At 61.1% G+C, this 24,784-nt stretch carries 19 protein-coding genes; 14 read left to right on the top strand and 5 right to left on the bottom strand.

Going from position 1 to position 24,784, the window contains the following annotated elements; genetic code table 11:
• Positions 1-8 precede the first annotated feature (8 nt).
• Both J5274_RS03630 and coaA read left to right on the top strand, forming a co-directional pair.
• Complete coding sequence (locus J5274_RS03630) at positions 9-332, top strand: phosphoribosyl-ATP diphosphatase (protein WP_142828655.1); 324 nt, start codon at positions 9-11, stop codon at positions 330-332.
• On the top strand, positions 329-1,324 hold the full coding sequence (coaA, locus tag J5274_RS03625; protein ID WP_142828657.1) for a type I pantothenate kinase: 996 nt from the start codon (positions 329-331) through the stop codon (positions 1,322-1,324). Before J5274_RS03630 ends, coaA begins: the two co-directional genes overlap by 4 nt.
• On the opposite strand, the gene J5274_RS03620 is transcribed toward coaA, so the two are convergent.
• The 4 genes from J5274_RS03620 to J5274_RS03605 all read right to left on the bottom strand — a co-directional run bounded on the left by J5274_RS03620 (position 1,212) and on the right by J5274_RS03605 (position 5,373).
• Positions 1,212-2,510 (bottom strand): glycosyltransferase family 87 protein, encoded by a 1,299-nt coding sequence (locus tag J5274_RS03620; RefSeq protein ID WP_219274757.1) that lies wholly within the window; start codon positions 2,508-2,510, stop codon positions 1,212-1,214. The genes coaA and J5274_RS03620 overlap by 113 nt on opposite strands.
• A 26-nt stretch (positions 2,511-2,536) precedes the next feature.
• Positions 2,537-3,145, bottom strand: coding sequence for an alpha-ketoglutarate-dependent dioxygenase AlkB (locus tag J5274_RS03615; protein WP_142828661.1), 609 nt, complete (start codon positions 3,143-3,145; stop codon positions 2,537-2,539).
• A gap of 61 nt (positions 3,146-3,206) precedes the next feature.
• Entirely contained in the window at positions 3,207-3,644 is a 438-nt protein-coding gene (gene arfB, locus J5274_RS03610) for an alternative ribosome rescue aminoacyl-tRNA hydrolase ArfB (protein WP_142828663.1), read from the bottom strand.
• A 118-nt stretch (positions 3,645-3,762) separates the two neighbouring features.
• The gene (locus J5274_RS03605; protein WP_219274932.1) at positions 3,763-5,373 is read right to left on the bottom strand and encodes a phosphoenolpyruvate carboxykinase; all 1,611 of its coding nucleotides are present in this window, start codon (positions 5,371-5,373) and stop codon (positions 3,763-3,765) included.
• Between the two features lie 353 nt (positions 5,374-5,726).
• Between J5274_RS03605 and J5274_RS03600 the strand changes: the two genes are divergently transcribed.
• The 12 genes from J5274_RS03600 to trxA all read left to right on the top strand — a co-directional run bounded on the left by J5274_RS03600 (position 5,727) and on the right by trxA (position 23,358).
• Complete coding sequence (locus J5274_RS03600; protein WP_202617211.1) at positions 5,727-6,461, top strand: response regulator transcription factor; 735 nt, start codon at positions 5,727-5,729, stop codon at positions 6,459-6,461.
• A 77-nt stretch (positions 6,462-6,538) separates the two neighbouring features.
• Entirely contained in the window at positions 6,539-8,314 is a 1,776-nt protein-coding gene (locus J5274_RS03595; protein ID WP_142828665.1) for a sensor histidine kinase, read from the top strand.
• Positions 8,314-8,760 (top strand): HPr kinase/phosphorylase, encoded by a 447-nt coding sequence (locus J5274_RS03590; protein WP_142828667.1) that lies wholly within the window; start codon positions 8,314-8,316, stop codon positions 8,758-8,760. The genes J5274_RS03595 and J5274_RS03590 overlap by 1 nt, the downstream gene beginning before the upstream one ends.
• A gap of 154 nt (positions 8,761-8,914) precedes the next feature.
• Entirely contained in the window at positions 8,915-9,316 is a 402-nt protein-coding gene (locus J5274_RS03585; RefSeq protein WP_111222149.1) for a PTS sugar transporter subunit IIA, read from the top strand.
• A 19-nt stretch (positions 9,317-9,335) separates the two neighbouring features.
• Complete coding sequence (locus tag J5274_RS03580) at positions 9,336-9,611, top strand: HPr family phosphocarrier protein (RefSeq protein WP_111222148.1); 276 nt, start codon at positions 9,336-9,338, stop codon at positions 9,609-9,611.
• 168 nt (positions 9,612-9,779) lie between these two features.
• On the top strand, positions 9,780-11,180 hold the full coding sequence (gene ahcY, locus J5274_RS03575; protein WP_142828668.1) for an adenosylhomocysteinase: 1,401 nt from the start codon (positions 9,780-9,782) through the stop codon (positions 11,178-11,180).
• Between the two features lie 203 nt (positions 11,181-11,383).
• Positions 11,384-13,963, top strand: a complete 2,580-nt coding sequence (locus J5274_RS03570) for an ATP-binding protein (RefSeq protein WP_374113732.1) — start codon at positions 11,384-11,386, stop codon at positions 13,961-13,963.
• Between the two features lie 5 nt (positions 13,964-13,968).
• Positions 13,969-15,477, top strand: a complete 1,509-nt coding sequence (gene tsaE / locus J5274_RS03565; protein ID WP_263431741.1) for a tRNA (adenosine(37)-N6)-threonylcarbamoyltransferase complex ATPase subunit type 1 TsaE — start codon at positions 13,969-13,971, stop codon at positions 15,475-15,477.
• 12 nt (positions 15,478-15,489) lie between these two features.
• Entirely contained in the window at positions 15,490-16,227 is a 738-nt protein-coding gene (locus J5274_RS03560; RefSeq protein ID WP_142828673.1) for a nucleotidyltransferase family protein, read from the top strand.
• Positions 16,224-19,418 (top strand): double-strand break repair protein AddB, encoded by a 3,195-nt coding sequence (gene addB, locus J5274_RS03555; protein ID WP_142828675.1) that lies wholly within the window; start codon positions 16,224-16,226, stop codon positions 19,416-19,418. The genes J5274_RS03560 and addB overlap by 4 nt, the downstream gene beginning before the upstream one ends.
• On the top strand, positions 19,411-22,962 hold the full coding sequence (gene addA / locus J5274_RS03550) for a double-strand break repair helicase AddA (protein WP_142828677.1): 3,552 nt from the start codon (positions 19,411-19,413) through the stop codon (positions 22,960-22,962). Before addB ends, addA begins: the two co-directional genes overlap by 8 nt.
• A 75-nt stretch (positions 22,963-23,037) precedes the next feature.
• The gene (gene trxA, locus J5274_RS03545) at positions 23,038-23,358 is read left to right on the top strand and encodes a thioredoxin (RefSeq protein ID WP_111222142.1); all 321 of its coding nucleotides are present in this window, start codon (positions 23,038-23,040) and stop codon (positions 23,356-23,358) included.
• A gap of 51 nt (positions 23,359-23,409) precedes the next feature.
• On the opposite strand, the gene J5274_RS03540 is transcribed toward trxA, so the two are convergent.
• Positions 23,410-24,762 (bottom strand): folylpolyglutamate synthase/dihydrofolate synthase family protein, encoded by a 1,353-nt coding sequence (locus J5274_RS03540; RefSeq protein ID WP_142828679.1) that lies wholly within the window; start codon positions 24,760-24,762, stop codon positions 23,410-23,412.
• Positions 24,763-24,784: the final 22 nt, after the last annotated feature.

Raw genomic sequence — 24,784 nt, 5'->3', positions numbered from 1 at the left:
GAGGCGAAATGAGCGGATTTACCCTTTCCGATCTGGAAAAGATCGTCGACCAGCGCTCTCGGGCGGGCTCCGATGAATCCTGGACTGCCAAGCTCGTCGCCGGAGGCCAGGCAAAGGCTGCCAAGAAGCTCGGTGAAGAGGCAATCGAGGCGGTGATGGCTGCCGTTGTCAACGATCGCGAGAACCTCACCTATGAGGCCGCTGATCTCCTGTACCATCTGATGGTGGTGCTGAAAATCGCCGAGATCCCTCTCAATGACGTTCTAGCCGAGCTTGAAAGACGCACTCTGCAATCCGGCCTCACTGAAAAGGCCGGTCGGCAGAGCTCATGACGTCACTCAGCAAGCCCGCATCTGCGCCCGAACCGCTGGACCATTTTCAGGCCAACGCCTATTCGCCCTATCATTTCTTCTCGTCCGGGGAGTGGGCGAAGTTTCGCGCCGATACGCCGTTGACCCTGACGGCCGACGAAGTCGACAGACTGCGGTCGATGGGCGATCCGATCGATCTCGACGAGGTCCGGCGCATCTATTTGTCCGTATCCCGGCTGCTTTCGGCCCACGTCGAATCGTCGCAAATCCTGTTTGAACAGCGAAATCGCTTTCTCAGCCTCGAAAATGTCGCCAAGACGCCTTTCGTTATCGGCATCGCGGGCTCGGTCGCCGTCGGCAAATCGACGACGGCGCGTATCCTGAAGGAACTGCTTGGCCGCTGGCCGTCCAGCCCTAAGGTCGACCTGATCACCACGGACGGATTTCTGCACCCCAATGCGGAATTGCAGCGGCGCAACCTGATGCAGCGCAAGGGCTTTCCCGACAGCTACGACACCGGGGCGCTGCTGCGCTTCCTGTCGGCGATCAAGGCCGGCCGGCCCAATGTGGCGGCTCCCTGCTACTCGCATCTGGTCTACGATGTGCTACCCAACGAATTCAAGATCGTCGACTGTCCGGACATCCTGATCTTCGAAGGCATAAACGTGCTGCAGTCCCGGCATCTGCCGGCCGACGGGAAGATCGTGCCGATGGTGTCGGACTTCTTCGACTTTTCGATCTACATCGACGCGGACGAAAAGCTGGTCCGCAAATGGTACGTGCGACGCTTCATGAAATTGCGTGAAACGGCCTTCCGTGACCCGAACTCGTTTTTCCACCGCTATGCGTCGATCACCGAGGAAGAGGCTCTCCTGACCGCCGAAGGCCTCTGGAAGAACATCAATTTGCGGAACCTGCGACAGAATATCCTGCCGACGCGGCCGCGGGCGGACCTGATCCTGCGCAAGGGTCAGGATCATCTGATCGAACAGGTGGCTCTCCGCAAACTTTAGCGGTGTCCGGACAATCGCCAATCCGGCGTTCGTCCCTCCAGATATTCCAGCATGTCCAGGCGGCAACAATCGTCGGCACGAGGACGCCGATCAGTGGCAGGCTCCGGACGAGGATATGATTGACCAGCGGGTAAAACCAGGCGACCCCCAACAAGATGGTCGGTTCCCGACGTTTGCAGAAGAACAGCGCCGCCGCGGCGCTCAGCGGTATTGCATCGTAAACATACCCGTAAGGGGTGGCGACGATCGCCAGAACCGCCGTGAGACAGGCGCGCGTGGCATGATCGACGCGGAGGCGTGGCCGCCAAAGCCAACATGCCGCCGCGATGCTGGCAGCGGAAAAGACGGCTTGGACCGCATAGGCAGCGCCGACCCCCAATCCCAGCGATCGGGAGAGCAGAAATGACGTCATACCGTTGCTTTGATAGCCTTGCGGGTATGGCGCCTCGAGGATTGCGGTCATCATCGGCCGCGTCTTGGTGAAAAACAGCACCCAGCTTTCCCAGCCGAATACGGCACCTGCCATCACGGCCAGAAACGAGGCGGTCACGGCTGCGGCGACGATGGAGCGGTAGTTTCCGCTTGCCAGCAGGCAGAACGGTACCAATAGCCCTATCTGTGGTTTTACTGTCAGCAGACCAAGGATAATGCCCGCAATGACGGGTCGAGACGGCGCGAGTAGCAGTCCGGATAGCAGCAAGGCAGCGGTTAGCGCGCCGTTTTGACCAAATATCACGTTCATCACAGCGGCCGGAGATATGATGACTAGAAGGCGCACCCATAGTGGAAGCGAGAGCATTTGCAGGGAGGCGAACAGCAGCAACAATGTTGCAAATGTCCAGACGAGATAGGCGGGCAGCAGCGGTAAACCGGCAAGCGGCAGACCCAACAGCAGGAAGGACGGCGGGTAACTCCATTCCTGGTCCGGCATGAACGGTGATATCAAGGCCCTCAAGTCATGCCTATAAATATCGACATTGAAGAGATCGGCAACCTGTCCCCTGAGCGCCAAGACGGCACCGCCCCAGAGATTGGTGAAATCCCAGTACGGTAATTTCTGCGAAACCTCGGAAAGGCCGTGCGCGTCTAAAGTCCATAAAAGGAAAAGTTGTCGGACACCGAGATACAGGCCTAAGACCACGACATACACGGCGAGTCCCCGCGCAAATGCATGTCTGTCAGTCATGTCGAGGTCCCCGGGTTTCCTGCAAACTATGGCTTCACGCGTCTTAATGTGAGGTTTATGCGACCGCCGCTCCTGAGCAGCGTCGAGGTTGACGGGTAGATGCGGTCGACACCGTGGAAGCAGAGCCTGCCTTCGCCTCCCAGCACGACGATATCGCCGCTGGCAAGCTTGATGGACGATGTCTTGTCAGTCCTGGAGGCCCCGCCGATGCGGAAGAGACAGCTGTTGCCGAGCGAGATGGAGACGACGGGTGCGCCCAGATCCTGCTCGTCCTTGTCCTGATGAAGACCCATCTTTGCGTCGTCGTCGTAAAAATTGACGAGGCAGGCTTCCGGCGGCTTTTCATAGCCGGCCACCTCGACCCAAAGCGCCAGCAGAGACTCCGGGATTGCCGGCCATGGCCGCTCGGTGCCCGGATGGGTCGATTGATACCGATAGCCCCGCTGCTTGTCCGTGACCCAGCCAAGCGGGCCGCAGTTTGTCATGCGCACCGACATCGGCTTGCCGGTGCCGGGCATGGCCGGAACGAATAGCGGCGCCTCGGCGACAACCGCGCGGATCTGCTCGACCAGCGCCTCCTGCGCAGTGCGATCGAGATAACCCGGCAGGTGACGAATTCCGTTCGACAGCATCATGGTCGGTGCTCCGCGATCATCCTGACAGTGATTTGGGGTGACGAATGCCGACAAACAGTGCTCAATCGCTGCCGTCGGATTTTCCGCGCAATTTCTTTACCTCGGAGCGCCCGGACTTCGCCTTCAACCGGCGTTCGACGGATCCCTTGGTAGGCCGGGTCTTACGACGGGGCGGCGGAGGCGGCAACGCCGCCTCGAGGATCAGTTCCTTCAGGCGGTCGCGGGCATCCTCCCGGTTACGGTCCTGGCTTCGGAAACGGCTTGCCTCGATCATCAGCACGCCGTCCTTCGACAGCCGCCGGCCAGCCAGCTTGATGGCATTGGCTTTGACACGTTCACTCAGCGACGGCGAGTTGACGAGGGTGAAGAACAGCTGAACAGCAGTCGACACCTTGTTGACGTTCTGGCCCCCGGGACCACCGGCAAGAACGAACTGTTCCGTCAGTTCCCAGCCGGCGATGGTGATCCGGTCGTTGATGTAAAGTGCGTCGCTGGCCATTGGTCTCTCCAGGCCCGTCTATCCCATATTGCCGGACGCTTGAAAACAGGGGAGCGCGCAAAAGCTAAACCCGGCGGAAAGACCGCCGGGTTTCACGTGAATCACCAAATACGGATGCCTATTCGGCGGCAACCCGCATGCCCGGTGCTGCGTCGCGCACTCCCCCATCGACATGTTGCTCGAACTTCGTGAAGTTGGTAACGAACATCTGCACGAGCTTGCTGGCCTGGGCATCGTAGGCTGCAGGATCGGCCCAGGTGGAGCGCGGATCGAGGATATTGCCATCTACGCCCGCGACCGAAACCGGCACGGCAAAACCGAAGTTCGGATCGATGCGGAACTCCGCCTTGTCCAGGTCGCCCTTCAGTGCGGCAGCGAGCAGTGCCCGTGTTGCCTTGATGGGCATGCGGCGGCCGGTGCCATAGGCGCCACCTGTCCAGCCGGTGTTGACCAACCAGCAGTCGACGCCATGACGGCCAATCAGCTCTTTCAGGAGATTGCCGTATTCGGCCGGATGACGTGGCATGAACGGGGCGCCAAAACAGGTCGAGAAAGTAGCTTCCGGCTCGGTGACGCCCTTTTCGGTTCCTGCGACCTTGGCGGTGTAGCCGGACAGGAAATGATACATGGCCTGGTCGGGTGTCAGCCGGGCAATCGGAGGCATGACGCCAAATGCGTCGGCGGTTAGCATGATAATCGTCTGTGGGTGGCCGGTCATGCCGCTTTCCGAGGCATTCGGAATGAAGTGCAGCGGATAGGCACTGCGGGTATTTTCCGTCAGCGAGCCATCGTCGAGGTCGGGCACGCCCTCTGCATCGAGCACGACATTTTCCAGAACCGTGCCAAACCTGCGCGTAGTGTCGTAAATCTCAGGCTCTGCTTCTGCCGACAATCGGATGGTCTTGGCGTAGCAGCCGCCTTCGAAATTGAAGATACCATTTTCGCCCCAGCCATGTTCGTCATCGCCGATCAGCGTACGGCTGGGATCGGCAGATAACGTGGTCTTGCCGGTGCCCGACAGCCCGAAGAAGACAGCGGCGTCTCCATCTGGACCGACATTTGCCGAGCAATGCATCGGCATGACGTTGCGGGCCGGCAAGAGGTAGTTCAGCACCGTGAAGACGGCCTTCTTCATTTCGCCAGCGTAGGACGTGCCGCCGATCAGCACCAGGCCCCTGGTGAAGTCGCAGGCGATCACGGTTTCCGTCCGGCAACCATGGCGTTCCGGATCTGCGCGAAAACTGGGAAGGTCGATGATCGTCAGCCTGGGCACGAAGTTTGCCAAGATCGCCCTATCCGGCCGGATCAACAGATTACGAATGAACAGCGAATGCCAGGCAAATTCCGTGATCACGCGCGACGGCAGCGCGTAGTCGACATCGGCACCGCCGACCAGGTCCTGCACGAACAGGGACAACCCGCCGGCGTGGGCAAGCATGTCCTGGTGCAATTGCGCAAAGTGCGCCGGCGACATGGGCTTGTTGTTGTCCCACCATATCTGGTCCTCCGTGGTTTCGTCGCGGACCACGAACTTGTCTTTTGGGGAACGGCCGGTGTGCTGGCCTGTCAGCGCACGAAGCGCACCGTGGGCGGTCAATTCGGCCTCGCCGCGTCGAATCGCCTCTTCGTAAAGCTGCGCTTCGGGCAGATTGTATCGAACGCTGGCGACGCTGCCCAATCCGATTGTTTCCAGACCGACTGCCGGGTTGTGGTCTCCAAAAACTTGCATCGCCATTTCATCCCCTGTTCCGGCAATCGCCATTGAATGATGACAGCCTTAAGAGCAAAAACTTGGAGGCGCAAGAGAGAAAAATCTTAAAAGATCAATGTTTTCAAATATTTAATCGATTTAAATTTCTGTCACATTATTTAAATCGTTTGAATTTTGTCGTTTGGTAATTTTATCGCCACAACTTTTGGTACCCGAGAATGTCCTCGAAAATATCGACCCTTTATCTTTGCCACAATTTGTTCCACCTTTATCCTCCATAAGCGCGCCTGGTTGAGGCCGATCAATTCGGCAGACCGCCTGGGTCGGGGTCCAATTCCGGGAGATGCGCTTAGATGACGGAGACCAACAGCATGCTGACAATCGCGCTCGTAGACGACGACCGCAATATCCTCACCTCGGTCTCCATCGCTCTGGAAGCCGAAGGATACAAGGTCGAGACCTACACGGACGGGGCTTCCGCTCTTGACGGGCTTCTGGCGCGGCCGCCGCAGCTGGCGATCTTCGATATCAAGATGCCGCGCATGGACGGCATGGAGCTTCTTCGTCGCCTTCGTCAGAAATCCGACATCCCGGTCATCTTCCTCACCTCGAAAGACGAGGAAATCGATGAGTTGTTCGGGTTGAAGATGGGCGCCGATGACTTCATCACCAAGCCTTTCTCGCAGCGCTTGCTCGTGGAACGCGTCAAGGCGGTCCTGCGTCGCGCCTCCAACCGCGAAGCTTCGGCGACAGCCGGTAATAGCGGTGGCACACCGAAGGCCGGCGCCGTGCTGCAGGCGCGCTCGCTCGAGCGCGGCCAGCTGGTCATGGACCAGGAACGCCATACCTGCACCTGGAAGGGTGAACCGGTCACGCTGACCGTGACGGAATTCTTGATCCTGCACTCGCTTGCACAGCGGCCCGGCGTGGTCAAAAGTCGCGATGCACTGATGGATGCTGCCTATGACGAACAGGTCTATGTCGACGACCGGACGATCGACAGCCACATCAAGCGGCTGCGCAAGAAATTCAAGATGGTCGATACGGATTTCGATATGATTGAAACGCTCTACGGAGTCGGATATCGCTTCCGCGAAGCTGCCTGAGGCTGAAGCTTCGATGGCGGATACGTATGGGGTGAGCTGGCGGAAATACCGGCCACGCCCTTCGAAAGGGCCGCGGCGTGGCACAGCTTGTGCAGCATAGGGATACGGAAGAGGCGGAGGGACAGGCCGGCAGCCGCTGGACGCATCCGTTCACGCTGATCCGCCGCATTTTCGGCAACGCCGTTTTTTCCAGCCTCACGCGCCGCATCCTGTTCTTCAACCTTGCGGCGCTCATCGTGCTGGTTGGCGGCATTCTCTATCTCAACCAGTTTCGCGAGGGCCTGATCGATGCCCGTGTCGAAAGCCTCTTGACGCAAGGCGAAATCATCGCCGGCGCAGTCTCCGCATCCGCCTCGGTCGACACCAACTCGATCACCATCGATCCGGAAAAGCTACTCGAGTTGCAGGCCGGCCAGAGCATCACGCCGGCGCCCAACGACGATGACCTGGAGTTCCCGATCGATCCGGAAAAGGTAGCACCGGTGCTGCGGAGGCTTATTTCGCCGACCCGCACCCGGGCTCGCATTTTCGATGCCGATGCCAACCTGCTGCTGGATTCGCGTCATCTCTATTCGCGCGGGCAAGTATTGCGTTACGATCTGCCGCCGGTCGACGACGAAGTCCAGAGCTGGTCGGACTGGTTCAGCGGACTTCTCAACAAAATGCTGCAACCGGCCAACCTGCCGGTCTACAAGGAGGCCCCCGGCGGCGACGGTTCCATCTATCCCGAGGTGATGAACGCACTCACCGGTGTGCGGGGCGCAGTTGTCCGCAGCACGGAAAAGGGCGAGCTGATCGTTTCCGTCGCCGTCCCTGTGCAGCGCGCCCGCGCCGTGCTTGGCGTCCTGCTTCTGTCCACCCAGGCCGGCGATATCGACAAGATCGTTCACGCAGAACGACTGGCTATCATGCGCGTCTTCGGCGTCGCGACGCTGGTCAATGTGGCGCTGTCGCTGCTGTTGTCATCGACGATCGCCAATCCGCTGCGGCGGCTGTCGGCTGCGGCCATCCGGGTGCGAAGAGGCTCGAAAGTGCGTGAGGAAATCCCTGATTTTTCCGCTCGCCAGGACGAAATCGGCAATCTGTCGATTGCGCTCAGGGAAATGACGACTGCCCTCTATGATCGCATCGATGCCATCGAAAGCTTTGCGGCCGATGTCAGCCACGAACTGAAGAACCCGCTGACATCCCTGCGCAGCGCCGTCGAAACGCTGCCGCTCGCGCGCAACGACGATTCCAAGAAGCGGTTGATGGATGTCATCCAGCACGATGTCCGGCGGCTCGATCGACTGATCAGCGACATCTCCGACGCATCGCGGCTGGATGCCGAACTGGCGCGCAGCGATGCCGAGCAGATCGACATGGAAGTGCTGCTGCGTGACATGGTCGACCTGTCGCAGCAGGTACGCCACAGCAAGAAAGCCGTGGAGATCGACTACGTCGTCGACCGCAAGCCGGGCGCGAAAACACGCTTCCTCATCAACGGCCACGAACTGCGCATCAGCCAGATCATCACCAACCTGATCGAAAATGCCAGGTCCTTCGTCCCAGCCGACGGCGGCAAGATCGCCGTGCGCCTGTCACGGACGCGAACACGTTGCCTGGTGCACATCGAAGACAACGGTCCCGGCATCCAGGCGGAAGACATCGACAGGATTTTCGAGCGTTTCTACACAGACAGACCTGAAGCCGAAGGATTTGGACAGAATTCCGGGCTCGGCCTGTCGATCAGCCGGCAGATTGCCGAGGCGCACAGCGGTTCGCTGAGGGCGGAAAACATCATCGATGCCGACACCGGAAAATCGCGCGGCGCTCGCTTTATCCTGTCCCTCCCCGCCGAGGCCAGCGTCTGATGCAGGTAGCGGTCAACATCCATGCCACCGCTATCGTGGTCGGCGCGACCGGGCTGCTCTTTCTCGGACCCTCCGGCATCGGAAAATCGGCCCTCGCCTTTGCCTGTCTCGCATCGGCCAGACAGTTGGGGCTGTCGTCGGCGCTGGTAGCTGACGATCGCGTGCTTGTCTCGCGTCGCGACGGCAGCGTCGTTGCTGAATGTCCACCGTCCATCGCAGGGCTCATCGAGATCCGCGGCACCGGGATCCTGCGGATCGGCAGCGTCCTTTCCAACCAGATGCATTTCGCAGTCTTGCCTGTCGACCTTGCGACCGCCGAAAGGCTTCCGCCTGAAGGTGCCGAGATCGAGGTGTCCGAGGGCATTGTTTTGCCGGCGATCCACCTTTCAAAAACAAGTATCAATCCGCTTGCCATCATCATGGCGATGCATCCGCAGTGCTTCTGATGGCGGCAACCCGAGCAAAGGATGAGGGCCAATCTCTGCATTTTACGCTTGCACTTCGGCTTTTCATGGCCAAGATGTCCCCCCACCGGTGGACGCGATTGCTGCGTTGCGATAAGGGCCACCTGTTTGCTTATGCGATGGGAGCAGTAATATCATGATCGGACTTGTGCTTGTCACACATGGCAAGCTGGCTGAAGAGTTTCGTCATGCCGTCGAGCATGTCGTTGGTCCGCAGAAATTCATCGAAACCGTCTCCATCGGCCCGGAAGACGATATGGATCGCCGGAGACAGGACATCATCCAGGCCGTCGCCGGTGCCGATGACGGCCACGGAGTGATCATCCTCACAGATATGTTTGGCGGCACGCCCTCCAACCTGGCGATCTCGGTGATGAACAGCGGCCATACGGAAGTCATTGCCGGCGTCAACCTCCCGATGCTGATAAAACTGGCTGGCGTGCGCGGCGAAAACAATATGGAAAAGGCGCTGGTCGAAGCATCGGAAGCCGGACGGAAATATATCAATGTGGCCAGCCGCGTCTTGAGCGGCAAGTGACGGAACGGCTATCTCGCCCATGACATCGCATTCCCGCGAACTGCTCATCATCAATAAACGTGGCCTGCATGCCCGCGCCTCGGCAAAATTCGTCCAGACCGTCGAAGCCTTCGATGCCGCTATCACGGTCTCCAGGGATGGAACTACCGTGGGGGGGAATTCGATCATGGGCCTTATGATGCTTGCTGCAAGCCCAGGCTGCAGCGTGCTGGTCACCGCCAGCGGAAACCAGGCGGAAGAAGCGCTTAACGCCCTGGATGCCCTGATTGCCAACAAATTTGGCGAGGAAATGTAAACCGTAAATCATATAAAGACATAAAGACTTCTTTATATGCTGGTTGCATTTTGCCGTCCGGCCTGCTAGACGGGGTCACTGTCGGCGCGACTGCGCCCCAAAAATCCCCCACGCATTCCGTCGCCGCAAGCCGGTGGTCCGGGTGCCCTGTCCAGGCTGGAGAATTCAATGAGCACTGACAAGGACTACGTTGTCGCCGATATCGCGCTTGCCGACTTTGGTCGCAAGGAAATCGATATTGCCGAAACCGAAATGCCGGGACTGATGTCCTGCCGCGAGGAATTCGGCCCGACGCAGCCGCTTAAGGGCGCGCGCATCACCGGTTCGCTTCACATGACCATCCAGACGGCCGTGCTGATCGAAACCCTGGTCAAGCTGGGTGCGGAAGTTCGCTGGGCTTCCTGCAACATCTTCTCGACCCAGGACCATGCTGCCGCCGCGATTGCCGCCTCGGGCATTCCGGTCTTCGCCATCAAGGGTGAATCCCTTGAGGACTACTGGACCTACACCGACCGGATCTTCCAGTGGGCCGACGGTGGCTTTTCCAACATGATCCTCGACGATGGCGGCGATGCCACCATGTACATCCTTCTCGGCGCCCGTGCCGAAGCCGGCGAAGATGTACTTTCGACGCCGACTTCCGAGGAGGAAGTCATCCTCATGGCCCAGATCAAGAAGCGCATGGCCGCTTCGCCGGGCTGGTTCACCAAGCAGCGCGATGCCATCAAGGGCGTTACCGAAGAAACCACGACAGGCGTTCATCGCCTCTACGAACTCAGCCAGAAGGGCCTGCTGCCCTTCCCGGCGATCAACGTCAACGACAGCGTCACCAAGTCGAAGTTCGACAACAAGTACGGTTGCAAGGAATCGCTGGTCGACGGCATCCGCCGCGGTACCGACGTGATGATGGCCGGCAAGGTTGCCGTTGTCTGCGGTTACGGTGACGTCGGCAAGGGTTCGGCCGCTTCGCTTCTCGGCGCCGGCGCTCGCGTCAAGGTCACGGAAGTCGACCCGATCTGCGCCCTGCAGGCTGCTATGGATGGCTTTGAAGTCGTTACGCTCGAAGACGTCGTCTCTTCGGCCGACATCTTCATCACCACCACCGGCAACAAGGACGTCATCCGCATCGAGCACATGCGCGAGATGAAGGACATGGCGATCGTCGGCAACATCGGCCATTTCGATAACGAAATCCAGGTCGCTTCGCTGAAGAACCTGAAGTGGACGAACATCAAGCCGCAGGTCGACATGATCGAGTTCCCCAAGGGCAACCGCATGATCCTGCTGTCGGAAGGCCGCCTGCTGAACCTCGGTAACGCCACCGGCCATCCTTCCTTCGTGATGTCGGCATCGTTCACCAACCAGACGCTGGCCCAGATCGAACTGTTCACCAAGCCTGGCGAGTACAAGAACGACGTCTACGTTCTGCCGAAGCACCTCGACGAAAAGGTCGCCCGCCTGCATCTCGCCAAGCTCGGCGTCAAGCTGACCGAACTTTCGACAGAGCAGGCTGCCTATATCGGCGTCCCGGCTCAGGGCCCCTTCAAGGCTGACCACTACAGGTACTAATTTTACCCTCTATATCCACAACATCTTGTGGCCGCAGCATTGACAAATGCTGCGGCTTCTTTTTTGGGCAGGAGTCTTTTCGCGGAATCGTTAAAACTGTATCCTTTTGGGACTTGATTCGCATTGAACCGAGCTTCGGGACCCTGCGAAATTGGGATGTCTTGTCGAGATACGGCACATTACAGGACGGAGACAGACCGCTGATGGAAATGAACGAAAGCCTGCCAGAGCAGGCTGACGCGCGACCCTGCGGTCCAGTCCTGCCAAGGCAAGAGGAAACAAGGGCGGCTGATGACAATCGCCAGCGCGCGCCGCGTAAATCGTCGCGCTTCGTCGCCATATTATCCTTCCTTGCTTCCGGAACGGCCATCGCTGCACTCGCAGGCCCGGCGCTGGCCCAGGCGCAGATGCCGGTAGCCGCCCGATTGTTCACATCCTCAGAAATGGTCACCTTCTCGGTGGTGATCGGCGTCGTCTCTGCCGCTCTGTTGTCGACGCTATGGCTCGTCCGCCAGCGTGGCAACCTAGAGACCGAAAGCCGCGAGATCCGCACGGCACTGTCGGACGCCAACCAGCGCATATCCCGCTATCAGGCACTGATCGCCGACAAGAACCGCCGCATTGTCATCTGGGACGGGCCCAACACACGGCCGGAACTGCTGGGTCAGCTTCCTGTCGAAACCGGCGCTCCGCAAGACAACGAGTTTCTGGCATTCGGGCGCTGGATGAAATCATGGTCGGCAGGCGATCTCGACAAGGCGATCGACAAGCTGCGCAGCAGCGGCCAAGGCTTCGACATGGTCGTCGAGACCAACCGCGACGAAATTCTCGAAGCGCAGGGCCGGATCTCCGGCGGGCGGGCTTTTGTGCGCTTTGTCGCGCTGAACAACCTCCGTGCCGAATTGGCTGAAATCAAGATCGAGCGGGACCGATTGCTGACGTCGATCTCGGCCTTTCAGAACCTGCTCGATGCCATCGACCTTCCCGTCTGGCAGCGCGATCCAGACGGCAAGCTGACATGGGTCAATCATGCCTATGGCGAAGCCGTGGAAGCTGTTTCACCGGAGGAAGCGATCCGCGAGGGTCGTGAGTTCCTGAGCACCATCGCCCGCGAACGCATCCGCGCCTCCGCAACACCCGACTCGCCTTTCCACGACAAGATTTCGACTGTCGTCCGCGGCAACCGTACATTTTTCGACGTAGTCGACGTGCGCGCCCGCAGCGGTTCGGCAGGCATGGCAATCGACGTGTCGGAGACCGAGGCTGTCCGCGCCGAACTACAGCGCACGCTGAAGAGCCATGCCGAGACGCTCGACCATCTGGCGACACCCGTTGCCATCTTCGACGGTAACCGTCGTCTGCAATTCTACAACCAGGCCTTCGTGCAGCTCTGGGAACTCGATATCTCGTTCCTGGAATCGAAGCCCGACAATAGTGAACTGCTGGACCGGCTGCGCGCTGCCAAGAAGCTGCCGGAACCGCTGAACTGGAAGACTTGGAAGGAAAGTGTGCTTTCCGTCTACCGGGCGCTGGATACGCAATCCGACCTCTGGCATCTGCCGAACGGCCAGATCCTGCGCGTTTTCGCGACCGCGCATCCCCAGGGTGGCGCCACCTGGGTGTTCGAAAATCTCACCGAGCAGGTCGATCTCGAAACACGCTACAATACGCTCGTCAAGGTCCAGGGCGAGACCATCGACCACCTTTCGGAAGGTGTGGCGGTGTTCGGGCCCGACGGTCGCATGCGGCTGTCCAACCCGGCGTTCCGCGCGCTATGGGGCATCAGCGAGACGGAAGCCAAGCCCGGGACCCATATCCGCATGGTGGCCGATGCCTGCCTTGCCTCCTATGACAAGCCGGATGGCTGGAAATCCTTTGCGGAGCAGATTACCAGCTTCAACGACGAGCGACCTTCTTCGCAAGGGACGCTCGAGCTATTCTCTGGGCTGGTGCTCGATTATGCGGTGACACCGCTGCCGAATGCCCAGACGATGCTGACTTTCGTCAATATGACGGACAGCGTCCGCGCCGAGCGCGCCTTGACGGAAAAGAACGAGGCGCTGCGCAAGGCAGACGAACTGAAGAACGACTTCGTCCAGCACGTGTCCTACGAACTGCGCTCGCCGCTGACCAACATCATCGGCTTCACCGACCTCCTGAAAACGCCCGGTATCGGACCGCTAAGCGAGCGGCAGGCCGAGTATATCGACCATATCGCCACATCTTCGTCGGTGCTGCTGACGCTCGTCAACGACATTCTCGATCTGGCGACCGTCGATGCTGGTATCATGCGGCTCAATTGCAGCAACATCCTGCTCGATGACCTTTTGGATGACGTCTCGCTGCAAATCGCGGACAGGCTGCAGGAGAGTGGCGTCACGCTGGAAATCATTGTTCCAGCACAACTTGGCAGCGTCGTTGCCGACCAGCAGCGCCTGAAGCAGATTTTGCTGAAGCTTCTCAACAATGCCGCCAATTTTGCGCCCGAAGGCTCGGTCATTTCGCTGAAATGCCATCGTGACGGCACCGACTTCCTGTTTTCTGTCGCCGATCAGGGCCCGGGCATCCCGGAAGATGTGATGGGAACGGTATTCAAACGCTTCGCGTCCAACGGCAAGGGCGGAAAGCGCAGCGGCGCCGGTCTGGGGCTCTCGATCGTCGAAAGTTTCGTCAGCCTGCATAACGGCCAAGTTTCCATCGACAGCCAGCCCGGCAAGGGAACCATCGTGCGCTGCCGCATTCCGTCTGCCGACGTGCCGCAATCGATTGCCGCTGCCGAGTGACGTCCATGGACGCCCCGATCTCGGTCTTTCTGCAAGATGACGCGGCGACACGCCAACTCGGCGAAGATCTGGCGCTCGCGCTTACGGTGGGCGACTGCCTGGCGCTGAGCGGCGATCTTGGCGCAGGCAAATCGGCGCTGGCACGCGCTTTTCTGCGGGCGATGGCCGACGACGAGGGGCTGGAAGTGCCTAGCCCGACGTTCACGCTTGTCCAGTCCTATGCGCTGCGCATTCCGGTTTCGCATTTCGATCTCTATCGTCTGGGCGATCCGACGGAACTCGTGGAACTGGGTTTCGACGAAGCGCTCGATGCTGGTATCTGCCTGGTCGAATGGCCTGAAATGGCGGAGACGGAATTACCCGGAAGTCGTATTACACTTCGTCTCGAGACCGAAGGCCAAGGGCGCCGCGCGACTATATCGGCACCGCCAGGCCAGGCAGCCCGCATCCGGCGCGTGTTGAATATCCGCTCGTTTCTCGACGAGAGCGGGCTTGCAGGCGCGGAACGTCGCTTCCTGACAGGCGATGCGTCGATGCGCGCTTATGAATCGATCTACCCTGCCGACGGAAGCAATCGCATCATCCTGATGGACTGGCCACGCCGTCCGGAGGGACCCCCGGTGCTGGACGGCAAACCTTACCCCAAGGTCGCGCACCTTGCCGAAGACGCTTATCCCTTCGTAGCGATCGCGGGCATGCTGCGGGACAACGGTTTCGCCACGCCGGAAATCTATCATGTCGACTACAAGCAAGGCATTCTGCTGATCGAGGACCTCGGCACCGATGGTGTTCTCGACACGCACGGAAGACCCATCCCGGAGCGATATCAAGCCGGCGTTGCCTGCCTGGCACTGCTGCACGGGCTTACCCTGCCCCGGGATATCGTGGTGACTTCAGATCATGTCCACCATATTCCGGATTTCGACCGCACGGCGACGGGCATGGAAGCCCGCCTGCTGCTCGACTGGTACCTGCCCTGGAAACGCGGCGAAGCTGCCAGCGACACGGAACGCGCAGAATATCTGGCAATCTGGGACGATCTCATCGACCAGCTCGCCGCCTCGGAGAAGAGCCTGCTGCTACGCGACCTGCATTCCCCGAACATCATCTGGCGCGGCGAGGACGTCGGTATTCGCCGCATCGGCCTGATCGACTTCCAGGACGCAATGATCGGGCCGACGGCCTATGACCTGGCATCTCTCGTACAGGACGCCCGCGTCACCATCGAGCGGCCGCTGTTCGAGCAACTGATGGGTGACTACCTGGCGCTCCGTCGCGCCCAGCCAGGCTTCGACGAGCCGTTGTTCCTGAAAAGCTGGGCTATCATGTCGGCGCAGCGCAACTGCAAGCTGGCCGGACTGTGGGTCAGGTTGAAGCAGCGGGATGGAAAGCCGGGCTATCTCCAGCATATGCCGCGTACCCTCACCTACCTGCAGGCTGCATTCGAGCACGAAACGCTTGCCCCCTTGCGCGATTGGTGCGCAAGGGCTGGTATAGGCGCAGGCGAATCATAAATACCGGATCAGATGACAATCAAACAGGCCATGGTGCTCGCAGCGGGGCTTGGAACCCGCATGCGCCCGATCACCGACCACACCCCGAAGCCGCTGGTGAAGATCGGTGGCAAGCCAATGCTCGACTATGTGCTCGACCTTCTGGTCGCCTCAGGGGTGGACAGGGTCGCAATCAATATTCATCATCATCCCGATCAGATGCGAGCCTATCTCCAAGCTCGTGAGGGACTGGAGATCGTGGTATCCGACGAGACCGGAGGCCTGATGAACTCCGGCGGTGGTCTTGCCAAAGGCCTGAAGCTGCTCAGCCGCGACCCGGTTCTGGTCATGAACGCCGACCTTTTCTGGATTGGCGAAACGCCTGGGGAGCCGACAAACCTCGAGCGATTGGCGGACGTCTTCGATGCGGGCACCATGGACATGGCCTTGCTCTGCGTCCCGCTGGACAAGACCACCGGCCATGACGGCAAGAAGGATTTCTCCATGGCTGCCGATGGTTGCCTAACGCGCTACCGCGAGGGAATGCCCAATCCCGTGGTTTATGCCGGCGCCATTGCCTTGCATCCCGCACTGTTCGACGACGCGCCGGACGAAGCCTTCAACCTCAACCTCTATTTCGACCGGGCCATAGCGAGCAGCAGGCTTTACGGCCTTGTGCTCGAGGGCGAATGGCTGACGGTCGGAACGCCGGATGCGATAGAAGCTGCAGAAGAAACGATCCGTCGCATCAGCGCAAGCGAGCCATCATGAAGCAACGGCAGCGCATCCTGACGATACCGGCGGGATTGCCCTTCCTTGCAACGCTTGCAGCAGCGCTCTGCGACGGGCGGCTGACCGATCACTTTCGCCACGACCCCGCCGATCCGCTGTCCCTTGCCAAGGTAACGATCTATCTGCCGACGCGACGCGCAGCCCGCGTGCTGCGCTCTGCCTTCGTCTATCTGCTCGGCGGCCAATCGGCGATCCTCCCGGTGATCCGGCCTCTCGGCGAGACCGACGAAGATAGCGGCTATTTCGACGAGGACCTGCCAGCCACCGCCGACCTGCTGCAGCCACTCTCGAATACCGCCCGGCTGTTGGAGTTGGCCCGCTTGATCCTCGCTTGGCGCAACAAGCTGCCGCAGATCGTCCGTGACATCCACTCCGATTCACCGCTGGTGGCGCCTGCCAGCCCGGCCGATGCGATCTGGCTTGCGCGCAATCTTGCCGAACTGATCGATTCGATCGAGACGGAAGACCGCGACTGGGCTGATCTCGCGACGCTGGATGCCCAGGATCATGCTCTCTGGTGGCAATTGACAGCCGAATTTCTGCAGATCGCCAGCGCCTTCTGGCCGGCCCGCCTGGACGAACTTGGCCGGTCCTCGCCAGCCCGGCATCGCAATGCCATCCTGCGCGCCGAGGCCAAACGGCTGGCGACCGCGCAGCCCACAGGGCCGATCATCATCGCCGGTTCGACCGGTTCCGTGCCGGCCACCGCCGAGCTGATAGCCGCCGTCGCTGCCCTGCCGCAAGGCGTCATCGTATTGCCGGGTCTCGACCAGACGATGTCCGATGAGGACTGGGCCATGGTCGCGCCGATTGCTGGCATTGCCGATCGCGATCCGGCCAGCCGCAGCCATCCACAGTACGGTCTTGCGCACCTGTTGCGGCAACTGAAAACGGAGCGCGCCGAGGTCGATACCATAGAGACGGCGCCGGTCGATCTGCAGCGGCGTGCCGAAATCCTGTCCCGTGCGCTGGCGCCAGCCAAGGCTACGAGCGGCTGGGGAGATTGGCAAAAGACGCTGCCGCCCGGCGCGTTTCGCGCGGCGTTCGCCGATGTCTCGCTGATCGAGGCTGCGAACGAGCGCGAAGAGGCGACGGCCATCGCGATTGCCCTGCGGCTGGCGCTGGAAAAGCCTGGCCGTAACGGCAATGAAAGCCAAGCGGCGCTGATTACGCCCGACCGGAACCTGGCGCGTCGAGTGACGGCTGAACTTGCCCGCTTCGGCATCGTCGCCGATGATTCGGCAGGCACGCCGCTGTCCTCCACACCGCAAGGCAGCCTGTTGACGCTGCTGCTCGAGGCAACGCTCAGGCCCGGCGACCCCGTTGCCATCGTCAGCCTGCTCAAACACCCCCTTACGAGCTTCGGGCTGGAACGATCCGTGCTGGATCATGCCGTCGACGCGCTGGAGTTGCTGGCCCTGCGCGGAGGCGTCGGCGAGGTCGACATCAATACGCTGGAGCCTCTTCTGGAACAGCGGCTAGCGGACCAGGAGAACGATCGCCATGCGCCGAGATGGCGCGACAGCCTGCCGCCGGAAGCGGCTGACATGGCGGCCTTACTTGCCAATCGTGTGCGGCTCGCGACCGAACTGCTGGCTGGCGCCCTGGTCCGACGCCGCCCCGAGGATCGGCGGCTGACGACCAGCTTCACATTGTCAGAATGGGCCGAACGCACCGGGCGAGCTCTGGAGGCGGTGGTTGCCGACGAGAAAGGCGACCTTGCGGCGCTCTGGTCTTCCGAAGCGGGCGATGCGCTGGCGACCGTGCTGCGCGAAGTGATGGCGACCGATGGCCAGATGGAAGCCGATGGCCCGCAGTGGATCGACATCATGATGGCGCTTTCCGCCGGCCAGGCAGTCAAACCCCGGGCGCTCAGCCATCCCAGGCTGTTCATCTTCGGTACGCTGGAAGCCCGGTTGCAAAGCGTCGATACTCTCATCCTCGGCGGCCTGAACGAGGGCTCGTGGCCCGGACAGACGGCCAACAACCCCTTCGTGTCGCGGATGATGAAGACGGAGATCGGCCTGGAGCCGCCGGAGCGACGCATCGGCCAGCTGGCCCATGACTTCGAGATGGCAAACGGCACGGCGGACCTCATCTACTCTAGAGCGTTGCGGCAGGGCTCAACGCCCACAGTCGCCTCGCGTTGGCTGCAAAGGCTTATGGCGCTGGGCGGCAAGGAATTTGCAGAAGAGCTGAAGGTGCGCGGCGACTGCTTTCGCGACTGGGCAGCGCTGATCGATGCCGGCGACCGCGAGGCACCCGCTCAGCGCCCCTCGCCCAAGCCACCGGCAGCGATGCAGCCGAAAAGCTATTCGTTCAGCGAGGTCGGACGTCTGAGGCGCGATCCGTACGCGATCTATGCCCGCCGCGTCCTCCGGCTCGACCCAGTCAACCCGTTCAACAGCGACCCCGGCGCTGCCGAGCGCGGCACGCTCTATCACCGGATTGTCGATCGCTTCACCCGCGAGGGCCATCTGGCAACGGCGCCGGATGCCTTGAAGGCAATGGAGCGCATCCTGACGGAGCTGTTCGACGCCGAGCAGTTGCCGCCGCATATCGACGCCGTCTGGCGCCCGCGCTTTCGCGAGGTCGCACGGGCCTTTCTCAACTGGGAGAAGACCCGGCAGCCGCAGATCCGCCAAACATTTACCGAAGTCCGCGCCGCCGTCGATCTCGAAGCCGCCGGCATCCGGCTGACCGGCGTTGCCGACCGGATCGACCTGAAGGGCGGCAAAGCGGCCGATATCATCGACTACAAGACCGGCTTCAATCCTACGCCGCAGCAGGCCCGGGCGCTGCTCGATCCGCAGCTGGCACTCGAGGCCTACGCGCTGCAGGCCGGTGCCTTTCGCGATGTCGGGACTTTGACGCCGGAAAACCTGCTTTACGTTCGCCTACGGCCGGGCGATCGATTCAGGGAGGATCAGGTCAACAACGAGCTCGCCAAGGCCAGCGCCCGGACACAGCCGAAATCGGCGCTCGATCTCGGCCACGAATCGATCGAACAGCTCAGCCAGTTCGTTTTGCTGCTGCGATCCGGCGAAAAAGGTTTCGCCTCGCGGCTGATCCCGGCCCAGCAGCAGGAATTCGGCGGCGATTACGACCATCTGGCGCGGGTGTCGGAATGGTCGACGGCCGAAGCGGAAGAGGCTGCAGACGATGAGTGAACTGGCAGAGCTTCCGGAAGGCGACGACGCCGGCACCTGGATCGGCTGGACGACGGTCCAGCAATCGCTGGCCTCCGATCCGACCCGGTCTGCGTGGGTTTCGGCCAATGCCGGCTCCGGCAAGACGCATGTCCTCACGCAGCGGGTGATCCGGCTGCTGCTGGCCGGCGCGAGGCCTTCGGCGATCCTGTGCCTGACATACACCAAGGCAGCAGCATCTGAGATGTCGAACCGCGTCTTCGACCGGCTTGCCGAATGGGCAACACTGCCGGACGAAGCGCTGATCAAGCGCATTACCGATGTCGAGGGAGCTGTGCCGGACGTCTTCAAGCTGGCAGAGGCGCGGCGACTTTTTGCAAAGGCCTTGGAAACGCCGGGCGGGCTTAAGATCCAGACCATCCATGCCTTCTGCGAGGCGCTGCTGCACCAGTTTCCGCTCGAAGCCAATGTCGCCGGTCATTTTTCAGTGCTCGACGACCGCGCTGCGACGACGCTGCTGGCGGACGCCCGACGCTCCCTGCTAACCGCAACGACGCCTGAAGACGATGCTGCTCTGGCGGAGGCCTTTGCCCATGTGCTCGATCTCGGGGACGAATCCGGTCTCGAGACGCTGCTGGGCGAGATCATCGCCCACCGTAACGCCATCCGTCGCTTCGCGCTCGATGCGGAACAGCGCGGCGGCCTCGATAAGGTGATGCGCCAGCGGCTGGGGCTGTCGGCGACCGAGACGGAAGCCGACATCGCACAGCAATTCTGGCCGCTGCGGGGACTGTCAGGTGCGATGCTGGACCGCTATCTTGAGCTCGCGGACAGCAAGGGTGGCAGCAAGGCCCAGGAGATCGCCTACGGCCTGAGGCTGGTCATGCGCGCGCTAGATCCCAACGAGCGTGTGGAAATCCTTGAAAAGGTCATGCTGACCGCCAAGGGCGAGCCAAAATCCGATGGCCAGTTCGTGGTTAAGGCAATGCTGGCCGAGGCGCCGGAGCTGACGGATGCCATCGCGACGGCGCGCGCCCATGTCGTGGACTGCCGGGACAGGCTGAAACGCATGCAGATGTACCGCGCTACACGCGCCGCCCTGACGCTTGCCGACCGGCTGAACGCCGATTATGCCGAACTCAAGAAACAGCGCAGCCAGCTCGATTTCGAGGACCTGATCACCCGAACGGCCGATCTTTTGATGCGCAGCGGTGTCGGCCCGTGGATCCACTACAAGCTCGACCAGGGCATCGACCATATTCTCGTCGACGAGGCGCAGGATACCAGCCCGATCCAGTGGAGTGTCATCCAGTCTCTGGCGGAAGATTTTTTCTCCGGCGCCAGCGCCCGGCCGACGCTGCGGACGCTGTTTGCGGTCGGAGACGAGAAGCAGTCGATCTATTCCTTCCAGGGCGCGCGACCGGAGCGTTTCTCCGAGGAGAGCGACCGTACGCGGCGTCGCGTGCTTGCCAGTGGCCAGGCGTTTTCGCCGGTGCGGCTGCCGCTGTCGTTCCGCTCGACATCTGACGTGCTATCAGCCGTCGATCACGTTTTTTCGACGCCGGACAATGCCAGGGGCCTCAGCGCCACCGATGAGGCCGTCGTCCATCGCTCCAGTCGTATCGGTCATCCGGGGGAAGTGGACCTTTGGCACATGATCGCGCCGGAGCCTGCCGCCAAGGAAGAGGATTGGACGGCGCCCTTCGATTCGACGCCTGAAAGCGCGCCGGCCGCAGTTCTCGCGCGGCGCATGGCTCATGTGATGGATACACTGGTCGGCCGCGAGAGCATTATCGACAAGGGTAAGACGCGGCTGATAGAGGCGGGTGATATCCTCGTGCTGGTGCGCAAGCGCGATGCTTTCGTCAATGCCCTCACCCGTGCGCTGAAGAAACGTGGCAACATTGCCGTCGCCGGCGCCGACCGCCTGGTGCTGACCAGCCATATCGCCATCCAGGATCTGCTGGCGCTCGGCCGCTTCCTGCTATTGCCGGAGGACGACCTGTCGCTGGCGGCGGTGCTGAAAAGCCCGCTTTTCGACCTCTCCGAGGACGACGTGTTCATGGTGGCGGCGCTGCGCGGCGATGGCACCAGCGTCTGGCAGCATCTCCAAGCCTTTGCAGCCGACGGCAACGATACCTTTGCCGATGCAGTCGAGCGACTGAAACTCTTCATGGCACTGTCGAAGACCTACTCGGTCCACGATCTCTTTGCGCGAATTCTCGGCAGCCATGGCGGTCGGCGTCAGTTCCTGGCTCGGCTTGGCAGCGAAGTCAGCGATATCCTCGACGAGTTCCTGACATTCGCGCTCGACCATGAGACATCCGGGCTGCCCGGCCTGCAATCCTTCGTCTCGACGCTGGAACTGGAAGCACCGGTCGTCAAGCGCGAACAGGACAAGGGCCGCAACGAGGTGCGGATCATGACGGTGCATGCCGCCAAGGGGCTGGAGGCGCCGATTGTCTTTCTCGTCGATGGCGGCTCGAAATCCTTCACTTCCAGCCATCTGCCGAAGCTGCGGCTGCTGGAGGGGCGCGGCGAAGAAGTGCCGATGCCGGCCTGGCTGCCGCTGAGTTCGCTCGGCAACACGCTGACCCAGGCCAATGCCAGCCGTATCCAGGGCCAGGCAGAGGAGGAATATCGCCGGCTGCTCTATGTCGGCATGACGCGGGCCGCTGACAGACTGATCGTCTGCGGCTATCGCGGCGTGCGACAGAACCCCGACATCTGGCACAGCATGATCGCGACCACCCTCGCACAACATCCCGAGCGTTGTACTGAGGCCACTTTCACCGGACCTGACGGCGATTGGACCGGCCTGCGCTGGCGCGTCGGGGGAATGGCAAAAGATCTCGAAACCGCAGTGTCGACGGAGGCACGAAGGGACAAAACGGCGCTGCCGCCTGCCCTGCTGCAACCGCTTCCGTCCCCCCGCCATCTCCCGCGTCCGCTGAGCCCGTCGGGAGCAGGCACCATCATCGATGACGAAGCCGGGAATCTGGCGGTCGCTTCCCCGCTGTTCGGCGACAAGGGTGCATCCGATCGTGCGCTGGAAAAGGGCCGACTGGTCCACCGTATGGTGCAGATGCTGCCGGATCTGCCTCCAGCCGAACGCGCTGAGGCCGCCGCGCGCTACGCCGAACGGACGACGCGCTTCTGGCCGGCAACGGAGCGCCAGGCGCTGGTCGCCTCAGTTTTGGCGCTGATGGCGCACAAGGACCTGCTGGGGGTTTTCAGTAGCCACGCACAAGCCGAAGTTTCCATTATGGGGACGCTTGCACTCGACCGTCAGACCTATGCGGTCTCCGGCCGTATCGACCGGCTGGCGGTGCTGGACGATCGCGTGGTGATCCTCGACTACAAGACCAATCGCGTGCCGCCGGCTACAGCCGAAGCCATACCCTTCGCGCACAAGGCTCAGCTGGCGATATACCGCGAGATCCTGGCGCCGCTCTATCCGGGCAAGCGCATCGATTGCGTGCTGGTCTACTCCGAGAACGCGACTGTCCACACGCTGTCGGAGGCAGCTCTCAGATCGGCGCTTGCCGAACTCATGACAAAGTGAAATACCAAAGCTTGAAATTCGGCACCGCAACATCACATGTGGTTCAACAGTTAATTCCGGTGAAGGAGCATTTTTATGGCTACCGTGAAAGTCGATAACTCGAACTTCCAAGCGGAAGTTCTAGATTCTGCAGAACCAGTCGTGGTTGATTTCTGGGCTGAATGGTGTGGCCCGTGCAAGATGATTGCTCCGAGCCTCGAAGAGATTTCCGTTGAGATGGCCGGCAAGGTCAAGGTGGCCAAGCTTAACATCGATGAAAATCCCGAACTCGCCGCCAAGTTTGGCGTCCGCTCGATCCCGACGCTCGCCCTCTTCAAGGCTGGTGAAGTTGCCGATATCAAGGTTGGTGCTGCACCGAAGTCTGCGCTGGCAAGCTGGATTTCCAACGCCGCCTGATTGCGTCGCCAGAGCGACCAGAGTTGAAAGCCCGGCATTGTCCGGGTTTTTTTATTGCGGTGGAGTTCCGTTTTCGGCCAATACCTCGCCAACCAAATAGAGCGAGCCGCCCATCAGGATGCGAGGGGGCAGGGTATCCGGGGACATAGCACGCATGATTGCGTCGAGCGCATCGCCGACCGACGACATCGGCTCGGCGACCAGTCCGGCATCATAGGCCGCATGGCTGAGAACGACGGGATCGATCATCGCATCGCTATGGGCGATCGGCACGCAGAACACTTTCTCCGCCAAACCCGCAAACGCCTTGAAGTAACCTATCGGATCCTTGGTGTTGATCATGCCTGTGATCAGGAACAGCGGTCGGGCCTGACGCTCCTCGAAGCCGGCCATCGCCTCGGCAATCACCTCGCCAGCACCCGGATTATGCCCTCCGTCCACCCAGATTTCGGCACCCTTCGGCGCGCGAGTGAAGAGCTTGCCTTCAGTCAGGCGCTGCAGTCGGCCGGGCCATTCGACCGTAGTCATCGCCTTTTCCATCATGGCGTCAGTGACGATGAAGCCGGCGGCCTTGACGGCACGGATGGCGGCAGCAGCGTTAGCGTGCTGGTGGCGTCCCGGCAGACGTGGCAGCGATAAATCGGCAAGGCCGAACTCGTCCTGGTAGACCAGCCGTCCGTATTCCTCATGGGCCGAAAAGTCCTGGCCGAATACTGCCGTCGGGCAATGCAGCCTCTCGGCCGTCGTCGTCAAGACCTCTAGCGCAGCATCATATTGCTGGTGGCCGATGACGACCGGAAGCCCGCGCTTCATGATCCCCGCCTTCTCAGCGGCAATCAACTCGACGCGGTCGCCGAGATAAGGCTGATGATCCAGCGAGATCGGCATGATGACGGACACGGCGGGGTCGGAGATAACGTTGGTCGCATCGAAGCGGCCTCCGAGACCGACCTCGATGATCGCCGCATCGGCGGGCTGTTCCGAGAACAGCAGGAAGGTGACTGCGGTCAGGATTTCAAAGACGGTGATCTTCTGGCCGGCATTGGCATCAGCGACGCGGCGCAGTGCATCGGCAAAGACGGCGTCGTCGACGAGCTGTCCTCGACCGCCCTTGACGCCGATGCGATAGCGTTCATGCCAGTTTACCAGATGCGGTGACGTATGGACATGAACGCTTTTGCCGCCCGCTTCGAGCAGCGCCCGGCAGAACGCTGTAACGGAGCCCTTGCCGTTGGTGCCGGCGACATGGATCACCGGCGGCAGTTTGGTCTGCGGGTTGCCGAGAAGCTCAAGCAGCCGCGTGATGCGGTCGAGCGAAAGGTCGAAGCCCTTGGGGTGCAGGCCCAGGAGCTCGTCGATCACCTGTTCGGCCTGGCTCTTGGTGGAGTGATCTATGGAGCCCATTCCGCACCTCCGCTTTTCGGTC

It is taken from the genome of Rhizobium sp. L51/94, assembly GCF_019355555.1.
Lineage (GTDB): Bacteria > Pseudomonadota > Alphaproteobacteria > Rhizobiales > Rhizobiaceae > Rhizobium > Rhizobium rhododendri.
This window is presented reverse-complemented; position numbering and strand designations above follow the sequence as displayed.